This is a genomic window from Brevundimonas sp. AC546 (assembly GCF_979258305.1).
In genome coordinates this window covers 1,139,138-1,157,224 of the sequence record NZ_OZ409849.1, presented here as the reverse complement: position 1 = coordinate 1,157,224, position 18,087 = coordinate 1,139,138, and the positions used below count along the sequence as shown (strand labels likewise).

At 67.8% G+C, this 18,087-nt stretch carries 14 protein-coding genes; 10 read left to right on the top strand and 4 right to left on the bottom strand.

Features of this window, described 5'->3' with window-relative positions; genetic code table 11:
• Positions 1-17 precede the first annotated feature (17 nt).
• From ACZZZD_RS05830 to tdh, 7 genes are all read left to right on the top strand, one after another.
• Positions 18-1,997 carry an acetyl-CoA carboxylase biotin carboxylase subunit gene (locus ACZZZD_RS05830; RefSeq protein ID WP_463433476.1) on the top strand — a complete coding sequence of 660 codons (1,980 nt, stop codon included), beginning with the start codon at positions 18-20 and terminating at the stop codon, positions 1,995-1,997.
• A gap of 160 nt (positions 1,998-2,157) precedes the next feature.
• Entirely contained in the window at positions 2,158-3,537 is a 1,380-nt protein-coding gene (locus ACZZZD_RS05825; RefSeq protein WP_463433474.1) for a methylmalonyl-CoA mutase family protein, read from the top strand.
• Complete coding sequence (gene scpA / locus ACZZZD_RS05820) at positions 3,534-5,717, top strand: methylmalonyl-CoA mutase (protein WP_463433472.1); 2,184 nt, start codon at positions 3,534-3,536, stop codon at positions 5,715-5,717. The genes ACZZZD_RS05825 and scpA overlap by 4 nt, the downstream gene beginning before the upstream one ends.
• Entirely contained in the window at positions 5,714-6,136 is a 423-nt protein-coding gene (gene mce / locus ACZZZD_RS05815; RefSeq protein ID WP_463433470.1) for a methylmalonyl-CoA epimerase, read from the top strand. Before scpA ends, mce begins: the two co-directional genes overlap by 4 nt.
• A 63-nt stretch (positions 6,137-6,199) precedes the next feature.
• Entirely contained in the window at positions 6,200-7,117 is a 918-nt protein-coding gene (locus tag ACZZZD_RS05810; RefSeq protein ID WP_463433468.1) for a DUF4232 domain-containing protein, read from the top strand.
• 41 nt (positions 7,118-7,158) lie between these two features.
• On the top strand, positions 7,159-8,349 hold the full coding sequence (locus ACZZZD_RS05805; RefSeq protein ID WP_463433466.1) for a glycine C-acetyltransferase: 1,191 nt from the start codon (positions 7,159-7,161) through the stop codon (positions 8,347-8,349).
• Positions 8,350-8,514: 165 nt separating this feature from the next.
• Positions 8,515-9,567, top strand: coding sequence for an L-threonine 3-dehydrogenase (gene tdh, locus ACZZZD_RS05800; RefSeq protein WP_463433464.1), 1,053 nt, complete (start codon positions 8,515-8,517; stop codon positions 9,565-9,567).
• Between the two features lie 166 nt (positions 9,568-9,733).
• On the opposite strand, the gene ACZZZD_RS05795 is transcribed toward tdh, so the two are convergent.
• Entirely contained in the window at positions 9,734-12,130 is a 2,397-nt protein-coding gene (locus ACZZZD_RS05795) for a TonB-dependent receptor (RefSeq protein ID WP_463433462.1), read from the bottom strand.
• Positions 12,131-12,231: 101 nt separating this feature from the next.
• Complete coding sequence (locus ACZZZD_RS05790; RefSeq protein WP_463433460.1) at positions 12,232-13,254, bottom strand: DNA topoisomerase IB; 1,023 nt, start codon at positions 13,252-13,254, stop codon at positions 12,232-12,234.
• A 116-nt stretch (positions 13,255-13,370) separates the two neighbouring features.
• Here ACZZZD_RS05790 and rlmJ point away from each other — a divergent pair, with 116 nt between their 5' ends.
• Positions 13,371-14,186 carry a 23S rRNA (adenine(2030)-N(6))-methyltransferase RlmJ gene (gene rlmJ / locus ACZZZD_RS05785; protein WP_463433458.1) on the top strand — a complete coding sequence of 272 codons (816 nt, stop codon included), beginning with the start codon at positions 13,371-13,373 and terminating at the stop codon, positions 14,184-14,186.
• A 231-nt stretch (positions 14,187-14,417) separates the two neighbouring features.
• The gene (locus ACZZZD_RS05780) at positions 14,418-15,149 is read left to right on the top strand and encodes a glutamine amidotransferase-related protein (RefSeq protein WP_463433456.1); all 732 of its coding nucleotides are present in this window, start codon (positions 14,418-14,420) and stop codon (positions 15,147-15,149) included.
• Here the strand turns inward: ACZZZD_RS05780 and ACZZZD_RS05775 are convergent.
• Positions 15,146-16,204, bottom strand: coding sequence for a YeiH family protein (locus ACZZZD_RS05775; RefSeq protein WP_463433454.1), 1,059 nt, complete (start codon positions 16,202-16,204; stop codon positions 15,146-15,148). The genes ACZZZD_RS05780 and ACZZZD_RS05775 overlap by 4 nt on opposite strands.
• A gap of 79 nt (positions 16,205-16,283) precedes the next feature.
• Between ACZZZD_RS05775 and ACZZZD_RS05770 the strand changes: the two genes are divergently transcribed.
• Entirely contained in the window at positions 16,284-17,159 is an 876-nt protein-coding gene (locus tag ACZZZD_RS05770) for a LysR family transcriptional regulator (RefSeq protein WP_463433453.1), read from the top strand.
• Here ACZZZD_RS05770 and hemF read toward each other — a convergent pair.
• Positions 17,156-18,037 carry an oxygen-dependent coproporphyrinogen oxidase gene (gene hemF / locus ACZZZD_RS05765; protein WP_463436092.1) on the bottom strand — a complete coding sequence of 294 codons (882 nt, stop codon included), beginning with the start codon at positions 18,035-18,037 and terminating at the stop codon, positions 17,156-17,158. The genes ACZZZD_RS05770 and hemF overlap by 4 nt on opposite strands.
• Positions 18,038-18,087 lie beyond the last annotated feature (50 nt).

Here is an 18,087-nt window from a genome sequence, read left to right as displayed (position 1 = left end):
GCAGAGGAAATATAGCCATGTTCTCCAAAATCCTCATCGCCAACCGGGGCGAGATCGCGGTTCGGATCATCAAGACCTGCCGCCGCATGGGCATCAAGACGGTGCAGGTCTATTCGGAGGCCGACGCCGGCTCGTTGGCGGTCGAGATGGCCGACGAGGCGGTGCTGATCGGGCCGGCGCCGGCGGCGCAGTCGTATCTGCTGGCGGACAAGATCGTCGAGGCGGTGCGCCAGACGGGGGCGCAGGCCGTGCATCCGGGCTTTGGGTTCCTGAGCGAGAACGCCGGGTTCGCGCGGCGGCTGAGGGACGAGGGGATCGCCTTTATCGGCCCGAACCCCGAGGCCATCGAGGCCATGGGCGACAAGATCAGCTCCAAGAAGCTGGCGGCCGAGGCGGGGGTCTCGACCGTGCCGGGCCATATGGGGCTGATCGAGACGCCGGAGGAGGCGGTCAAGATCGCCAATCAGATCGGCTATCCGATCATGATCAAGGCCTCGGCCGGCGGCGGCGGCAAGGGGATCCGCGTGGCCCATTCGGACGCCGACATGGCCGAGGGGTTTGCGGCGGTGAAGGCCGAGGCGCTGAACGCCTTTGGCGACGACCGGGTCTTTCTTGAGAAGTTCATCATCGACCCGCGCCATATCGAGATCCAGGTGCTGGGCGACAAGCACGGCCATGTGGTCCACCTGTTCGAGCGCGAATGTTCGATCCAGCGCCGCAACCAGAAGGTCATCGAGGAGGCGCCGTCGCCCCTGCTGGACGAGGCCACCCGCGCCGCCATGGGCGCGCAGGCCGTCGCCCTGGCGCAGGCCGTGAACTATGACTCGGCAGGGACGGTCGAGTTCGTGGCCGGTCAGGACAAGAGCTTCTTCTTCCTGGAGATGAACACCCGGCTGCAGGTCGAGCATCCGGTGACGGAGCTGATCACCGGGGTCGATCTGGTCGAACAGATGATCCGTTCGGCCTGGGGCGAGGCTCTGGCCTTCGAGCAGAAGGACCTGTCGATCAACGGCTGGGCCATCGAGAGCCGGATTTATGCCGAGGATCCCTATCGCGGCTTCCTACCGTCCATCGGGCGGCTGGTGCGTTATGAGCAGCCCGAAGAAGGCGACCAGGGCGACTACACCGTTCGCAACGACTCCGGCGTTCGTGAGGGCGACGAGATCAGCATGTTCTACGACCCGATGATCGCCAAACTGTGCGCCTGGGGCGAGACGCGCGAGGATGCGGTGACGGGCATGGCTCGGGCGCTGGAGGACACCCACCTGTCGGGCCTGGGCCACAATGTGCCCTTCCTGGCGGCGGTGATGGATCAGGACCGGTTCAAGTCGGGCGAACTGTCGACCAGCTATATCAAGGACGAGTTCCCGGACGGCTTCCACGGCCTGCGCCCGACGCAGGCGCAGGAGCGCATCCTGATCGCCTCAGCCCTGGCCATGCACGAGGTCATCGCCGAACAGGACGGCGACCCGTCGGACCGCACCGACTGGATCGTGATGATCGACAAGACGCCCCATGGCGTCGGCCTGTCCTATGACGAGGACGAGGAGATGATCCTGACCCTGACGGGCGGCGGCGACATCCGCCTGTCGGACATCGACTGGCGCCCCGGCCTGGCCCAGTTCAAGGCCGAGCTGGACGGCGAGCCCTTCACCGCCGAGGTGAAACGCGTCGCCGACGGCTTCGACATCCGCCACCGCGCGGCGCGGGCCCGGGTGCGCGTCCTGCGCCCCCACGTCGCCGAACTGTACGCCCGACTGCCCGAAAAGGTCGCGCCCGACACCTCCAAGATGGTGCTGTCGCCGATGCCGGGCCTGGTGGTCTCGATCCCCGTCGTGGTCGGCCAGGAGGTCAAGACCGGCGAGACCGTCGCCATCATCGAGGCCATGAAGATGCAGAACATCCTCAAGGCCGAACGCGACGGCGTGGTGAAGGCCGTCGGCGCCAAGGACGGCGATCCGGTGGCGGCGGACGACGTGCTGGTGGAGTTCGGGTGATGCGGCAGAGCCCCTCCGTCTCGCCGCTTTGCGTCGATCCACCTCCCCATTTCATGGGGAGGAGACAGGCGGTCGATCCGTCTCCTCCCCACGCAGTGGGGAGGGGGACCGCGAAGCGGTGGAGGGGCTCTTACCGCCGCGCGGGCGGGGAGGGCTGCGCGTGACCTTCCCCACCCCCACGCCCCTCGAATGGCGCGAGGCCGCCCAGAAGGCGTTGAAGGATCGACCCCTCGAGTCGCTGATGCATCTCGACGCCGACCAGTTGGTCACCCGCCCCCTCTACGCCGGCGCCACCGGCGTCCAATCGATCTTCGCCCCGCGTCCGTCCGATTCCGAAGGCCGCGCCTGGGACCTGCGCACCCTGGTCGAGGGCGACGACGCCGAGGCGGTCAACGCCGCCGTCCTGACCGATCTGGAGAACGGCGCCGCCTCGGTGGTGCTCAAAGGCCGCGTGCTGGCGGACTCCGCGCCGCTGGGCCGGGCGCTGGACGGCGTGGCTCTGGAACTGGCGCCGGTCGCGCTGGACGCGGGGATCGACGGCCCGGACGCGGCCAACGCCCTGGCCGTCGTCGCCAAGGGCGCGCCGCGCGCCAAGCTGCGCTTCCATATGGACCCGGTTTCGGCCTTCGCCGAGGCGGGCGGGGCCCCGCGTTCGGTCGAAGAGCATCTGAGCCTGGCCGCCAATACGGCGGCGCGCCATGCGGGCGCCTATCCCGACGCGACCTTCTTCATGGCCAGCGGGCGCGTGGCGCACGAGGCCGGCGGATCGGCGGCGCAAGAACTGGCCTTTGCGGCCGCCAGCGTCGTGGCCCATGTGAAGGCGGCCGTGGACGCAGGCATGTCGGTCGAGGCGGCCCTGCGCGGCACGGTCGTCGGTCTGTCGGTCGATGCGGAATATTTCGACAGCCTGGCCAAGGTCCGCGCCATGCGCCTGATCTGGTCCAGCCTGACCCACGCGTTCGGGGTGCAGGCTCCGGCCGTGATCGAGGCGCGCTCGTCGCGGCGGATGCTGTCGGCGCGCGATCCCTGGCCCAATCTGCTGCGGCTGACGGCGGCGGGGTTTGCGGGCGCCGTGGGGGGCGCGGACGTGGTGGTGCTGGACGGCTTCACCCGCGCCTCGGGCCGGTCCGATGCCTTCGCCCGTCGCCAGGCGCGCAACACCCAGCTGGTGCTGATGGAGGAGGCGAACCTGGGCCGGGTCGACGATCCGGCCGCCGGAAGCTGGTATCTCGACGCCCGCACCCGCGACCTCGCCGAGGCCGGCTGGGCCGAGTTCCAGATGATCGAGGCCGAGGGCGGTCTGGTCGAGGCGCTGAAGGGCTCGGTGATCCAGCCCCGCATCGCCCGCGCCCGCGCCCTGCGCGAGGCGGCTCTGAAAAACGGCGCGGCCCAGATCATCGGCGTGACGAAATATGTGGACGCGGACGTGCGTTCAGCCACCGTCGAGGCGGCTGACGCGGCGCCGTCGCCGGTCGAGCGGGTGTGCGAACCTCTGAGCCCGATCCGCTTTGCGGCGGCCTTCGAGGAGGCGGCTCAATGAGCGCTTTTGGGAGTTTCCCCGACTTCAGCAAGATCGCCCTGACCCTCGACCCGACCGGGCAGGGGCCGGCGCGCGAGGCCTGGGCCACGCCCGAGGGACTGACGGTCGAGACCGCCTATGGACCCGAGGGACTGGACGAACTGGGTCACCAGCACGGCCTGCCGGGCTTCGCGCCCTTCGTGCGCGGTCCATATCCGACCATGTATGCGGGCAATCCCTGGACCATCCGCCAGTACGCCGGCTTTTCGACCGCCGAGGAGTCGAACGCCTTCTATCGTCGCAATCTGGCGGCGGGGCAGAAGGGGCTGAGCATCGCCTTCGATCTGGCGACGCACCGGGGCTATGACAGCGATCACCCGCGGGTGACGGGCGATGTCGGCATGGCCGGCGTGGCCATCGACAGCATCTATGACATGCGGACCCTGTTCGACGGCATACCGCTGGACCAGATGTCGGTGTCGATGACGATGAACGGCGCGGTTTTGCCGATCCTGGCCCTCTATGTCGTCGCGGCCGAGGAGCAGGGCGTGCCCCACGCCGCCCTGACCGGGACCATTCAGAACGACATTCTGAAGGAGTTCATGGTCCGCAACACCTACATCTATCCGCCCGAGCCCTCGATGCGGATCATCGCCGACATCTTCGCCTGGACGGCGCAGGAGACGCCGAAGTTCAACTCCATTTCGATCTCCGGCTATCACATGCAGGAGGCGGGGGCCTCCGCCGATATCGAACTGGCCTACACCCTGGCGGACGGGATCGAATATCTGCGCGCGGGCGTGGCCGCCGGGATGCCCATCGACCGGTTCGCGCCGCGCCTGAGCTTCTTCTGGGCCATCGGCATGAACTATTTCATGGAGGTGGCCAAGATGCGGGCCGGCCGCCTGCTGTGGGCCGAGGCGGTGCGGAAAGAGGGCGGCGAGAACCCCAAATCCCTGTCCCTGCGCGCTCACTGCCAGACATCCGGCTGGAGCCTGGCGGCCCAGGACGTCTTCAACAACGTCCCCCGCACCATGGTCGAGGCCATGGCGGCGGCGGGCGGCCAGACGCAGAGCCTGCACACCAACGCACTGGACGAGGCCCTTGCGCTTCCGACCGACTTCTCGGCCCGGATCGCACGGAATACGCAAATCCTGCTGCAGCAGGAGACGGGCCTGACCCGCGTCATCGACCCCTGGGGCGGCAGCTTCTACGTTGAGCGCCTGACCCACGAGCTGGCCGAACGCGCCCGCGCCCACATGGCCGAGGTCGAGGCCTTGGGCGGTATGGCCAAGGCTATCGAGGCCGGCATTCCCAAGCTGCGGATCGAGGAATCCGCCGCCAGGACCCAGGCCCGGATCGACACCGGCCAGCAGACTGTGGTCGGGGTGAACAAATATCTGAACCCCGTCGTCGACGATATTCCGATGCTGAAGGTCGACAATGCGGCGGTGCTGGCCGCCCAGATCGACAAGCTGAAACGGTTGCGGGCCGAGCGGGATCAGGCGGCGACCGATGCAGCGCTTCAAGCGCTGACCGATGGCGCGCGTGGTGACGCCAACCTGCTGGAGTTGGCGGTCCAGGCGGCGCGGGCCAAGGCCACGGTGGGCGAGATCTCCGACGCGCTGGAGGCCGCATTCGGCCGTCACGTGGCGACGGTCCAGACCGTGTCAGGCGTCTATGCGAAAGAGGCGGGGAGCGATCCGCGCTTCGCCCGCGCCCGCGAGATGGTGGCGACCTTCGTCGAAAACGACGGTGGCCCGCCGCGCATCCTGGTCGCCAAACTGGGCCAGGACGGCCATGACCGGGGTCAGAAGGTGGTGGCCACCGGCTACGGCGACCTGGGCTTCGAGGTGACGGCCGGCAGCCTGTTTCAGACCCCGTCGGAGGCCGCGCAGGAAGCGGTCGAGAAAGGCGTCCATGCGGTGGGCGCATCGTCCCTGGCGGCCGGACATCTGACGCTGGTACCGGAACTGAAGGCCGAGCTGGAGAAGCTGGGTCGGCCCGACATCATGATCGTGGTCGGGGGCGTCATCCCGCCGTCGGACGTGCAGCCTCTGCTCGATATGGGGGCCGCCGCCGTCTATCCGCCTGGTTCGGCCATCGCCGACACGGCGGTCGATCTAATCGAGAAGCTGAACCAGCGGCTGGGTTACGCCCAGCCTGCTCCCCCCAAGGCGAAGAGTGAGGACAAGCCATGATCGGCGCCCTGAACCACGTCGGCGTCGCCACGCCGTCCATCGCGGACTCGATCAAACTGTATCGCGACGTCCTGGGGGCGACGAAGATCGGTGAACCGTTTGACCTGCCTGCGCAGGGTGTGAAGGTCTGTTTCGTCGATCTGCCCAACGCCCAGATCGAACTGATTGAACCCTTCGACGACACCAGCCCGATTATGGGCTTCCTGGCCAAGAACCCGAAGGGCGGCCAGCACCACGTTTGTTTCGAGGTCGGCGATATCCATGCCGCCATCGCAGAGATGCGGGCCAAAGACGTGACGATCCTGGGCACGGGCGAGCCGCGCATCGGGGCGCATGGGACGCCGGTCGTCTTCCTGCATCCGCGCAATATGGGCGGGGTGCTGATCGAACTGATGGAGACGCCGAAAAGCGATCACTGACGTTCGACGGCGGAGCCTTTCGCCAGCTTGACCGTTGCTGAACCGAATGGGAGAGACTTCACCATGATGCGCCGCCTGACCGCTTTCGTCGCCATCGCCGCCCTGACCGGCATGTCTGCCTGTTCGCAGGGTGAACCGGAGCAGCCCACCGCGCCTGTCGAGCCGCAAGCCGCGCCGACGTCCAGCGCGCCATCGGTCGGCTATGCCTGCGAAAGCGGCGCGACGTTGCAGGTTCAGTATGCCGACAGCAACACGGCGCAGCTCCTCTACAAGACCCAGACCTACGCTTTGCGGTCGGTCCAGGCGGCCAGCGGCGCGCGCTATGTCGGGGCGGGCGTGGAATGGTGGACGGCGACGCGCGACGGTCAGGAAAGCGGCACGCTGAGCCGCCTTGGCCCGGACGGCACGACCGGCGTGGCGGTGCTGGAGCGGTGCTCGCGGCCGATCGCGGCGGCCGGTGTCGCCATGACGCCCGCGCCGATGCCGACGCCCGGCCAGACCCCGACGCCTGCGCCGGGCGGGGTGCTGCCGGCCTCCCTGCCATGCAAGGGGCCGCAGTTGAAGATGACAGCCGAGGGCGGCGACGCAGGCGCGGGCAATCGGGTGCGTAACTTCAGCCTCCAGAACGTCGGGACGCAGGCCTGCAGCCTGACTGGCTATCCCGGTGTGACGTTACAGGATGCGCGGGGCCGCGCCGTGACCTCGATCCGCGCCGACCAGAGCCCCGGCAGCTATTTCCGTCAGGGCCAGGCGCCGACCCCTGTCGAGATCGCGCCGCAAGCCAAGGCCTATTTTGAAACGGCCTGGAATGTAGTCCCGGACGAGACGATGCAGAAGTCCTGCCCCAACGTGGCGACCCTGCGTATGACCGCGCCGGGCGACACCGCCGCGGTCAGCCTGCCGTTCGAGTTCCAGCCGTGCGGCGGCAAGATCCGCGTCAGCCCCATCCGCGCCGAGGCGGACCCTCAACCGGCGACCTGATGCGGGTGGAAACGGATCGGAAATCGGCGTAGGTCGCGACCATGACTCAGACATTCTATGACCGCGTCTCCGCCGAGCTGACCGACATCGACGCCCAAGGCCTGACCAAGCCCGAACGCATCATCGCCTCGCGTCAGGGACCGGTGATCCAGGTCGCCGGCCGTGACGTGCTGAACTTCTGCGCCAACAACTATCTGGGCCTGGCCGGCGACGAACGCGTCACCCAGGCCGGGATAGCCGCGCAGAACAAATGGGGCGCGGGCACCGCCTCGGTCCGCTTCATCTGCGGCACCCTGGAAATCCACAAGGAACTCGAAGCCGCCATCGCCGGCTATCTCGGCTTCGAGGAGGCCATCCTGTTCGCCGCCGCCTTCGACGCCAACGGCGGCCTGTTCGAACCCCTGCTGGGCGAGAACGACGCCATCGTCTCGGACAGCCTTAACCACGCGTCAATCATTGACGGCGTGCGGCTGTGCAAGGCCAAACGCTATCGGTTCGCCAACTCGGACGTGGACGAGCTGGAAACTCGGCTGAAAGAGGCCCGTGCCGCCGGGGCCCGCGACATCATCATCGCCACCGACGGCGCCTTCTCGATGGACGGCTATATCGCCAAGCTGGATCAGATCCGCGCCCTGGCCGACCAGTACGGCGCCCTTATCATGGTGGACGACTGCCACGCGACGGGCTTTTTGGGTCCGCAGGGCAAGGGCTCTTTCGCCCACCACGGGGTCGAGGTGGACTTCGTCACCGGCACCTTCGGCAAGGCGCTTGGCGGCGCCATGGGCGGCTTCATTTGCGCCAGGAAGTCGGTGGTCGAACTGCTGAAACAGCGCGCGCGCCCCTACCTCTTCTCCAATGCTCTCGCGCCCGCCGTCTGCGGCTCCAGCCTGGAAGCCATCCGCATCGCCCAAGGCGCCGAGGGCGACGCCCTGCGCACCCGCCTGTCGGCCAACGCCCACCGCTATCGGGGCGCCATGGCCGACGCGGGCTTCACCCTGCTGGACGGCGAACACCCGATCATCCCGGTCATGCTGGGCGACGCCAAGCTGGCCCAGGACTTCGCCGCCCGCGCGCTGGAGCTGGGCGTCTACGTCATCGGCTTCAGCTTCCCCGTCGTCCCGCGCGGCCAGGCCCGCATCCGCACCCAGATGTCGGCCGCCCACACCTTCGACCAGATCGACCAGACGGTCGCGGCCTTCACCCAGGCGGGCCGGGAGTTGGGCGTTATCTGACGCCTGCGCCCGTCACCGTCGCCACATTATTCCCGTCATCCTCGGGCTTGTCCCGAGGATCCATACTCCCGGTTTTCGCCGGTGCGCACCGTTCGCGACGGAGTTTATGGATCCTAGGCACAAGGCCTAGGATGACGATCTTAGAGTTTTTCAGGAGACGCCATCATGGCTGAAACAATGAAAGCCCTGGCCAAGACCGCGCCCGGCGTCGGCCTCGAACTGATCGACGCTCCGGTCCCCGAGGCGGGACCCGAGGACGTGCTGATCCGCGTGCACCGCACCGCCGTCTGCGGCACCGACATCCACATCTGGAATTGGGACGAGTGGTCCCAGAAGAACGTCCCGACCCCGATGATCACCGGCCACGAGTTCGCCGGCGAGATTGTCGCCATCGGCAAGGACGTGGATCGCCCGCTCAAGATCGGCCAGCGCGTCTCGGCCGAGGGGCATGTCATCGACCTAAACTCCGAGGCGGCACGCGCCGGCCACTTCCACCTGGACCCGCATACGCGCGGCATCGGCGTGAACCGCCAGGGCGCCTTCGCCGAGTTCGTGGTCGCCCCCGCCTTCAACGTCATCGAACTGCCCGACGACGTCCCCTATGAGATCGGCTCGATCCTGGATCCGTTCGGCAATGCGGTTCACACGGCGCAGCAGTTCGACCTGCTGGGCGAGGACGTCCTGGTCACCGGCGCCGGCCCCATCGGCATGATGGCGGCCGCCGTGGCCCGTCATGCGGGCGCGCGCACCGTGGTCCTGACCGACATCAACGACTTCCGGCTGGAGTTGGCGCAGAAGGTGGCGCCGGGCGTCCGCACCGTGAACACGACCAAGGAAGACATCCACGACGTGATGAAGGAGCTGGGCCTCAAGGTCGGCTTCGACGTGGCGCTGGAGATGTCCGGCTCCCCCATCGCCTTCAAACAATGCGTCGACACCCTGATCATGGGCGGCGGCATGGCCATGCTGGGCATTCCGTCCAAGCCGATGGAAACCGACTGGGGCGCCATCATCCTGAAGGCCCTGACGATCAAGGGCGTCTACGGCCGCGAGATGTTCACCACTTGGCGCAAGATGCTGGGCCTGCTGAAAGCCGGCCTGGACCTCAGCCCCCTGATCACCCACCGCCTGGGCTATGCCGACTATCGCGAAGGCTTCGAAGCGATGAAGTCGGGGCAGTCGGGCAAGGTGGTGCTGGACTGGGACAAGGCCGCCTGAGAACCAGCGTCTCCTCCCTGCGAAGCGGGGAGGGGGACCGCGCGTAGCGTGGTGGAGGGGCTCTTGAAGTCCCACAGGTGCCAGTGATGCGGCAAGAACCTCTCCGTCACGGCGCCGAAGAAGCGCCGCGCCACCTCCCCACGCGGTGGGGAGGAGACATGTCTCGTCAGTACCGCGCCCGCAGGGTGATTCCCACGGTGCGCGGATCGCCGGGCGTGCCCAGCACAAGGCCCGAGTTGCCGGCCTGGACCGTCAGCAGTTGGAGATAGTCTTCGTCGAAGGCGTTCTTGACGAAGACGAAGGCCTCCCAGCCGTTGTCGGACCGGAAGCCGGCGCGCAGGTTGACGATGCTGTAGCCCTCGATCTCGGTATGACGCGAGACGGCAGCGTCGGCGTTGTAGGTCGAGCGATAGCTGGCGTCGGCGCCGAAATAGGCCTCGCCGGCCTGACCCAGGCCTTGCACGTCACGATGCAGTTCGCCGCCGATCGATCCGGCCCAGGGCGAGACGCCCGGCAGATCCTCGCCCGACAGGTCGCAGGCCAGGGTGGATGTGCCGATCGACTCCAGCGGGCAGGGGCCGTTGGTGAAGCTTGCGTATTTGGCGTCCGTCCAGGCGATGTTGGCATAGGCGTCCAGCCACGGCGCCGGCCGGGCAAAGGCGTCGAGTTCGATGCCCTGGATTTCCACCTTGTCTGCATTTGCCAGGTAGCCGCGCAGCGCGCCGGGGCCGGTGTCGACGACATTGGCCTGATAGTCTTCGACATCGGTGCGATAAGCGGCCAGGTTGGCGGTCACCCGCTTGTCGAACAGCTGGGTCTTGAGGCCCAGCTCATAGGTGGTGACCACCTCGGGCTCGACCACGGCGTTGGTAAGTGCGGGCGTGCCGTCGGGCAGGTTGGGGATGCCGGCCATGTTGATGCCGCCGGACTTGTAGCCCCGCGCGAACGAGCCATAGGCGAGGATTGTGTCCGAGAAATCGTAGGACAGGGCCACCTGTCCAGACAGGTCTCCGTCGGAGATGTCGGCGGCATAGGCCTGGGGCCGGGCGACACCGAGCCTGCGGGTCAGATCGGCGGCGCTGCCGGGACCGCCACCGGTGACGGTCGAGACATAGGCGCCGTCCTTTTCCTCATGGGTGTAGCGCAGGCCGGGTGTCAGATGCAGCCGGTCGGTGATGTTCCAGGTCAACTGACCAAAGACCGCCAGCGAGTCGGTCTCGATCCGCGAGTCGTTGAACACCTCGTAGCCTTCGAGCAGGCCGGGGTTCGTCCCCGGAACGAGGGCATTGGTGACAGGGTCGCGGACGGTGGTCAGCCAGTAGGAGGCGTCGCGGCCGTATTCGGTGACGCCGTGGGTCTCGACCGCCTGGTGGAAAGCGTAGGCGCCGACGGTCCAGTCGATGCGGTTGGCGCCGTTGGAGGACAGGCGGAACTCCTGGCTCCACTGGTCTTGGTCTGATGGGTTGGCGGACTGCCGCGTGATGTCCAAGGCCGTGTAGTCGCGGTCGTTGGCCGGACGCCAGTCCCACGCCCGCCAGGCCGAGACCGAGGTCAGGGTGGCCCAGCCGAAATCGTAGTCGACGATGGCCGAGAAGCCGCGCTGGATCTGATCGGCGGCGATCGCACCGTCGACATCGGCGATCCTGTCGTAGGGATTGGTGCTGCCGGGCGTATAGCCCAGACCTGCGGCAAGGGCCGGGAAACGGAGATTGACGGGCTTGGCGGTCTCGCCGACGCGGACATACAGTTGGGTGCAGCAGTCGGGCGTCTGGTCCGAATAGTCTGCGAACAGGCGGACGGTCAGCCTGTCCGTCGGCTGGAACAGCAGTTGGCCGCGCAGGCTGATGGAGTCCTGAGCGTTCTGCTCGCGGCCGACGGTGACATTGTCCACCAGGCCGTCGCGGCGGGTCGAGACGAAGGACAGGCGGGCGGCCAGCTTTTCGTCGATCAGCGGACCCGACACCGACCCCTTGGCCTGCAGGAAGCCGTAGTCGCCGATGCTGACTTCGCCCTGAGCCTCCGGCGTAAAGCTGGGCGCGCGGGTGATGATGTTCAGGGCGCCGGCGGTGGTGTTCTTGCCGAACAGCGTCCCCTGCGGTCCGCGCAGGATCTCGATCCGCTCGATGTCCACGAAGTCCAGCGTCGCTGTTGCGGGGCGGCTATAATAGACCTGATCGATATAGATGCCGACGCCCTGTTCCAGCCCGTCGTTGGCCAAGCCATAGCTGGCGCCCAGGCCCCGGATGGTGATGGCGGTGTTGCGGGCGTTGGGGCTGAGCAATTGGACGCTCGGCGCCAGCTGGGTGATCTGGCCGATGTTGTAGGCGCCGGTGCGGTCCAGCAGTTCCTCGTTCACGACAGTCAGGGCGATGGGCACGTCCTGCGCCCGCTCATCCCGCCGTCGGGCGGTGACGACGATGTCGCCGACGCTGGCGACGCTGGGCGTATTCACCTGCGGCTCGACGGGCTCGTCAGGCGCGGCGAAGGCGATGGCGGGCGCGCCCAAGCAAGCGAGGATGGCCGTGGCGGGCAGCAGGCGTCGGGCGGTTGCAGATGTTCTCATGTTCCCCTCCGGCGACGTGATGCGCCGAGACGGAAGAGGACGGTCTTAAATCCTAGTGATCAAATGGGGATTTCTAACGCCAGCGATGAGATCGGCTGAGGTCAGGCGGCAAGCAACTGTTTGATCAACGCCTTTTCGAAACCCTTGGTCTCCGAACCGGGCAGGACGTCGGCGATGGCGCCGCTTTCATACAGGGCGAAGACCTTGGGATGGACGTAGGAGGCGCGGCAGACGGTGGGCGTGTTGCCCAGTAGGCCGGCGACCGCCTTGACGCAGACGGTGATCTTTCGCTTGGCGTCGGTGGGCGACGAAGCCGCCTCCATGTCGCGCAGCGCCCGCGCCGCCGAGACGGTGCCGGCCCAAGTGCGGAAGTCCTTGGCCGAGAACTGCTCGCCCATCGCCTCGCGGATGTAGGCGTTCACGTCGTCGGAATCGACCGGGCAGAGCGTGCCGTCGGCCGAGCGGTATTTGAACAGTTGCTGGCCGGGCAAACCCTCCAACTCACGCACCACGCGGGCGAGGCGGCGGTCCTTGACGCTGACGCTGTGGTCCTTGCCGCTCTTGCCGCGAAACTCGAACGTCAGGGCCGAGCCGTCCACCTCAAGGTGGCGCTTGTGCAGGGTGGTCAGGCCGTAGCTGCGGTTCTGTTTGGCGTAGATGGAGTTGCCGACGCGGATCAGGGTGATCTCCAGCAGGCGCACGGCGGTGGCCAGCACCTTGTCCCGGCACACACCGCGTAGGGCCAGATCGTGCTCAACCTTGTCGCGCAGTTTGGGCAGGGCGCGCGAGAAGGCGGGCAGCTTGTCGAACTTGTTCTCAGACCGGGCCGTGCTCCAGTCATTGTGATAGCGATACTGTTTGCGGCCCTTCACGTCGCGGCCGGTGGCCTGGATATGGCCGTTGGCCTTCGGGCAGATCCAGACGTCGGTCCAGGCGGGCGGTATGGCCAGGGCGCGGATGCGGGCCACGACTTTGGCGTCGGTGACGGTCGTGCCCTTTGCGTCACGATACGACCAGCCCTTGCCGGCGCGGCGACGGGTCAGGCCTGCGAACTCGTCGCTGCAATAGCTGAGACCCTGAGGCACCTGGGCGTCGATGTCGAACGCGTGCGATCCGTCGGCCATCCGCCGCGTTTCCTTTTCATTGGTCTTTCAGCCGCTTGCCGAAGACGAGCGACGAACGCGGGGCCGGGGCGGCGAGTTCCGCTTGACCGCGGGAACAGGGCGCGGGACGAGGCGGCATGAACTATCGCCACAGCTTTCACGCCGGAAACTTCGCCGACTTGGTCAAACACGCTCTGGTCCTGTGGCTGGTAAAGACGAAGCAGGCAGCGGGACCGCTGACGGTGTTCGACACCCATGCCGGTGCGGGGCTGTACGACCTGTCAGGGGACGGGACGCGGTCCAGGGAGGCCGAGGCCGGGGTCGCGCGACTGATCACGGCTGACGGTCGATCCCCGCTGATGGACGCGCTGGCGGACGAGGTGGCGGCGATCAATCCCGACGGCGGCGTAAGGTATTATCCGGGGTCGCCCCTGCTGATCGCCGACGCGCTCAAGGACGGCGGGCGCTACGTCGGGTTCGAGCTGAACCCGCCTGTTCGGGCCATGTTGGCCGAGGCGCTGGCGGGACGGAAGAACGCCGAGGCGCGCGAGGGCGACGGTTATGCGGCGGTGGTTGCGGAGGCGGCGAAGGTTCGGGGGCCGATGGTGCTGATCGATCCGCCATTCGAGAAGCCCGACGATTATGTGCGCTCGGCCGAGACGGCGACCGCGGTGGTGCGGGGCGACCCAACTGCGACGGTGGCTGTCTGGACCCCGCTGAAAGATCTGGAGACCTTCGACGGCTTCATCCGGCGGCTGCAGGGCAAGGCCGGGCCGACCCTGGTCGCGGAGGCGCGGCTGAGGCCCCTGACCAATCCGATGAAGATGAACGGCTGCGCCCTGGTGGTGGTCAATCCGCCGGCGGGTGCGGAGGCCGCCGCGAACGAAATCTGCGGCTGGGTCGCCGGAGCGTTGGGCGAGGCCGGCGGGCGGGCAGAGATCTGGACCTTCTGAAAAGTTGGACTCCAAAAAACAGTCCAACGAGTCCAAGTGAGTCCAACTTTTGGCCGCGGGCGACGATGTCAAAGACCGATCGACCATCATAACCCATGTCAGAGGTGCGGTAGGTCGATTGCGTGACGAAGTCTGCAAAGCCTTGTGCGCCAAGGGATTGCGCGCGGCGATTAGGATGGCTGGGCCGTGTTTCGGGTGGCGCGCAGGTCGCAATCGGCTAGGGTTCCGCACATGACGCGCATCGCCATTCTGGAAACCGGCCACCCGCCCGAGCATCTGAAGGACGACTTCGACGACTATCCGGCGCGGTTTCGGGCGCTGCTGGGCGAAGGCGTGGCGACGACGCGGTTCGACGTGCAGTCGGGGCATCTGCCGGATGATCCTTCGGCGTTTCAGGGCGCCATCGTCACCGGCTCGGCGGCGGGGGTCTATGACGACCTGCCGTGGATTCCGCAGTTGGTAGAGTGGCTGAGGGCGGCGCGGGGGCGGACGCGGCTGGTGGGCATCTGTTTCGGCCATCAGGCGCTGGCCCATGCCTTTGGCGGGGCGGTCGAGAAGTCGGACAAGGGCTGGGGCGTGGGGCTGCATCGTTACGAGGTGCAAATCGACGAGCCGTGGATGCATCCGCGCGCGCGGACCATCTCCATTCCGGTCTCTCACCAGGATCAGGTGACGGCGATCTCGGACGACGCGCGGGTGATCGCCTCCAGCGGGTTCACCCCCTACGCCGGTCTGGCCTGGGGGCAGGACGCGATGTCGTTCCAGTGCCACCCTGAGTTCCAGCCGGACTATGCGGCGGCCTTGATCGAGGGCCGGCGCGGGGCGCGCATCCCGCATGATCTGGCGGACGAGGCGATCGACAGTCTGAAACGGCCCAACGACCGGGCGGTGCTGACCGCCTGGATCCGCGCCTTCCTGCTGCTGACCCCGCCGCCGGTCGAGGATCAGGGCAGCGGAATCTAAAGGCCCAGGAGGCGGATCAGCACCAGCGCCAGCACCACCAGGGCGCCCAGCGACAGGACGACGGCGGCGACGACGCGGCCGCCGGCGCGGGCGACGGCGCGGATGTCGGTCTGGAGGCCCAGGGCGGCCATGGCGACGACGGTCAGCAGGCTGGAGGCGGCGGCCATCGGCGCGAGGGCGGCTTGGGGGATCAGGTCCAAAGAGCGCAGAGCGATCATGATCAGGAAGCCGACGATGAACCAGGGCAGCAGGCGGGCGAGGCCGGACTTGGCCGCCGTCGGCGCGCGGTCGCGGAAGATCAGCGACAGGGCCAGGATGACGGGGCCGAGCATCAGGACGCGCACCAGCTTGACCACCGTGCCGGTCTGAGTTGCGACGGCGCCGAACGGGGCGGCGGCGGCCAGCACCTGCGGCACCGCATAGACGGTCAGGCCGGCCAGGGCGCCGTATTGCAGGCCGTTCAGATGGATCAGGCCGCCCAGCAAGGGCAGGGTCAGCACCACAATCACGCCGAGCACGGCGGTGAAGGCGATGGAGGCGGCGACCTCTTCGCCGTCAGCGTCGATGACGGGGGCCACGGCGGCGATGGCGGAGTTGCCGCAGATGGCGTTGCCACAGGCGATCAGGAGGGCCATGCGAGGGTTCAGGCCCAGGGCGCGGCCGACGCCGAAACCGACGACGATTCCGACGACGACCAAAAGTAGGATTCCGACGACGAAAGATACGCCCAGCGACAACAGGGTCGCGGCGCTGACCGAGGCGCCCAGCAGGACCACCGCGACCTCCAGCAGGGTCTTGGCCGAGAAGTCGATGCCGGCCTTGAACCGCACATCGGGAGTCCAGGCGGTGCGGACGGCGGCGCCCAGCAGTATGGCAAGCACCAGCGGCTCCAGCCAGACATGGCCGATGACGTCGCGCTCGATGCTGGTCAGGCCGATGGCCGCCAGGGTGACCAGCAGGCACAGCATGACGCCTGGGCGGATCGCCCGTCCGAACGCCGTCGCCGACGCCAGTGACGGCGTGTGCGCGGGCGCGGGCAGGGCGGCGGACTTCATGGTCAAGCCTGATGCGCCCGCTCTCGACGGCGGTCCAACGGATAGTTATGGTCATTTCAATCCGATTTGGAGATTAATCGTGACCCTGGAACGCCTGCGCATCTTCGTCGCCGTGGCCGAGCGCGACCATGTGACGGCGGCGGCGCGGGCGCTGAACCTGACGCAGTCGGCGGTGTCGAATGCGCTGGCGGCGCTGGAGGCCGAGCATGACGTGCGGCTGTTCGACCGGGTCGGGCGGGGCGTCGTGTTGAACGAGACCGGCCGGGCCTTCCTGCCCGAAGCGAAGGCGGTGCTGGCGCGGGCAGCGGCGGCGGAAGCCGCGCTGGCGGACATGAGCGCCCTGCGGCGCGGACGGCTGGCGGTGTTCGCCAGCCAGACCATCGCCAGTTACTGGCTGCCGCGCCGGCTGGTGGATTTCCACACGGCCTATCCGGGCGTCGAACTGGCGGTCGAGATCGGCAACACGCGCGAGGCGGCGCAGGCGGTGCTGAGCGGCGCGGCCGAGATCGGCCTGGTCGAGGGGGCGGTGGACGAACCGGCCCTGTCGCAGGTTCAGGTAGGGTCGGACCGGCTGGCGGTGCTGGTGACGCCGGATCATCCCTGGGCGACGCGACGGCGTTTGGAGGCGAGCGATCTGGCGGGCCAGCCTTGGGTGCTGCGCGAGGTCGGGTCGGGAACGCGGTCGACGCTGGAGGCGGCGGTGCGGGGCATGGGGGTCGATCCCGCGACCCTGTCGGTGTCGATGACCCTGCCGTCGAACGAGGCCGTGCTGGCGGCGGCGGAGGCGGGGGCGGGGGCGACGGCCCTGTCGGAAAGCGTGGCCTATGCGTCGGTGGCGGCCGGACGACTGGTGACGGCACCCTTCACCCTACCGGAACGGCCGTTCCGGTTGTTAAGGCACAGGGAGCGGTATCGCAGCCGAGCGGGGGATGTGTTCGTGGAAGCGATGGGTTAGGGCCACTTCACCACCGGCGGCATGGACGACAGGATCGAGTCGACGTTCCCGCCGGTCTTCAGGCCGAACATGGTGCCGCGGTCGTAGAGCAGGTTGAACTCGACGTAGCGGCCGCGCCGGATCAGTTGTTCCTCGCGCTCTTCCGCCGTCCAGGGCTCGGCCATGCGGGCGGCGACGATGCGGGGATAGACGTCCAGGAAGGCCAGGCCGATGTCGCGGGTGAAGGCGAAGTCGCGGTCGTAGTCGCCGCTGTCGTGATGGTCGTAGAAGACGCCGCCGGTGCCGCGCGGCTCCTTGCGGTGGGGCAGGTAGAAATACTCGTCGCACCAGGCCTTGTACTTGGCGTGCCAGTCCGGGTCGTGGGCGTCGCAGGCGGCCTGCATGGCGGCGTGGAAGGCGACGGTGTCGGGGTGATCCTGACGACGATCCGCCATCAGCACGGGCGTCAGGTCGCCGCCGCCGCCGAACCAGCTCTTGGTCGTGGCGATGAAACGGGTGTTCATATGCACCGCCGGGATGCGTGGGCTGACCGGATGGCAGATCAGGCTGACGCCCGTGGCGAAGAAGCGCGGATCGACGTCGGCGCCGGGCACGGTCTTCGCATAGTCGGCGGGGAAGCTGCCGTGGACGGTCGAGACGTGGACGCCGACCTTCTCGAAAAGGCGACCATGCATCATGCCCATGACGCCGCCGCCGCCTTCCGTGCGGTCCCAGGCGGTGCGGACGAAGCGGCCGGGCTCGCCGGGAAACAGGTCGGCAGGGGCGGCATCCTCCAGCGCCTCGAAGGCGGCATGGATGCGGTCGCGCAGATGTTCGAACCAGGCGCGGGTCTCGACCTTCTTGAGGTCGAGCGGATCGGAGAAGACGGCGTCGCTCATGGCGCGCTTGAACCACGTCGCGGCGGCGGCGTCATCCGGACAGGTTGTCA

Coding starts and splice junctions, on each gene's coding strand:
- ACZZZD_RS05830 (WP_463433476.1), top strand. CDS start 18: ATGTTCTCCAAAATCCTCATCGCCAACCGGGGCGAGATCGCGGTTCGG.
- scpA (WP_463433472.1), top strand. CDS start 3,534: ATGAGCGCTTTTGGGAGTTTCCCCGACTTCAGCAAGATCGCCCTGACC.
- mce (WP_463433470.1), top strand. CDS start 5,714: ATGATCGGCGCCCTGAACCACGTCGGCGTCGCCACGCCGTCCATCGCG.
- ACZZZD_RS05810 (WP_463433468.1), top strand. CDS start 6,200: ATGATGCGCCGCCTGACCGCTTTCGTCGCCATCGCCGCCCTGACCGGC.
- ACZZZD_RS05805 (WP_463433466.1), top strand. CDS start 7,159: ATGACTCAGACATTCTATGACCGCGTCTCCGCCGAGCTGACCGACATC.
- tdh (WP_463433464.1), top strand. CDS start 8,515: ATGGCTGAAACAATGAAAGCCCTGGCCAAGACCGCGCCCGGCGTCGGC.
- ACZZZD_RS05795 (WP_463433462.1), bottom strand. CDS start 12,130: ATGAGAACATCTGCAACCGCCCGACGCCTGCTGCCCGCCACGGCCATC.
- ACZZZD_RS05790 (WP_463433460.1), bottom strand. CDS start 13,254: ATGGCCGACGGATCGCACGCGTTCGACATCGACGCCCAGGTGCCTCAG.
- rlmJ (WP_463433458.1), top strand. CDS start 13,371: ATGAACTATCGCCACAGCTTTCACGCCGGAAACTTCGCCGACTTGGTC.
- ACZZZD_RS05780 (WP_463433456.1), top strand. CDS start 14,418: ATGACGCGCATCGCCATTCTGGAAACCGGCCACCCGCCCGAGCATCTG.
- ACZZZD_RS05775 (WP_463433454.1), bottom strand. CDS start 16,204: ATGAAGTCCGCCGCCCTGCCCGCGCCCGCGCACACGCCGTCACTGGCG.
- hemF (WP_463436092.1), bottom strand. CDS start 18,037: ATGAGCGACGCCGTCTTCTCCGATCCGCTCGACCTCAAGAAGGTCGAG.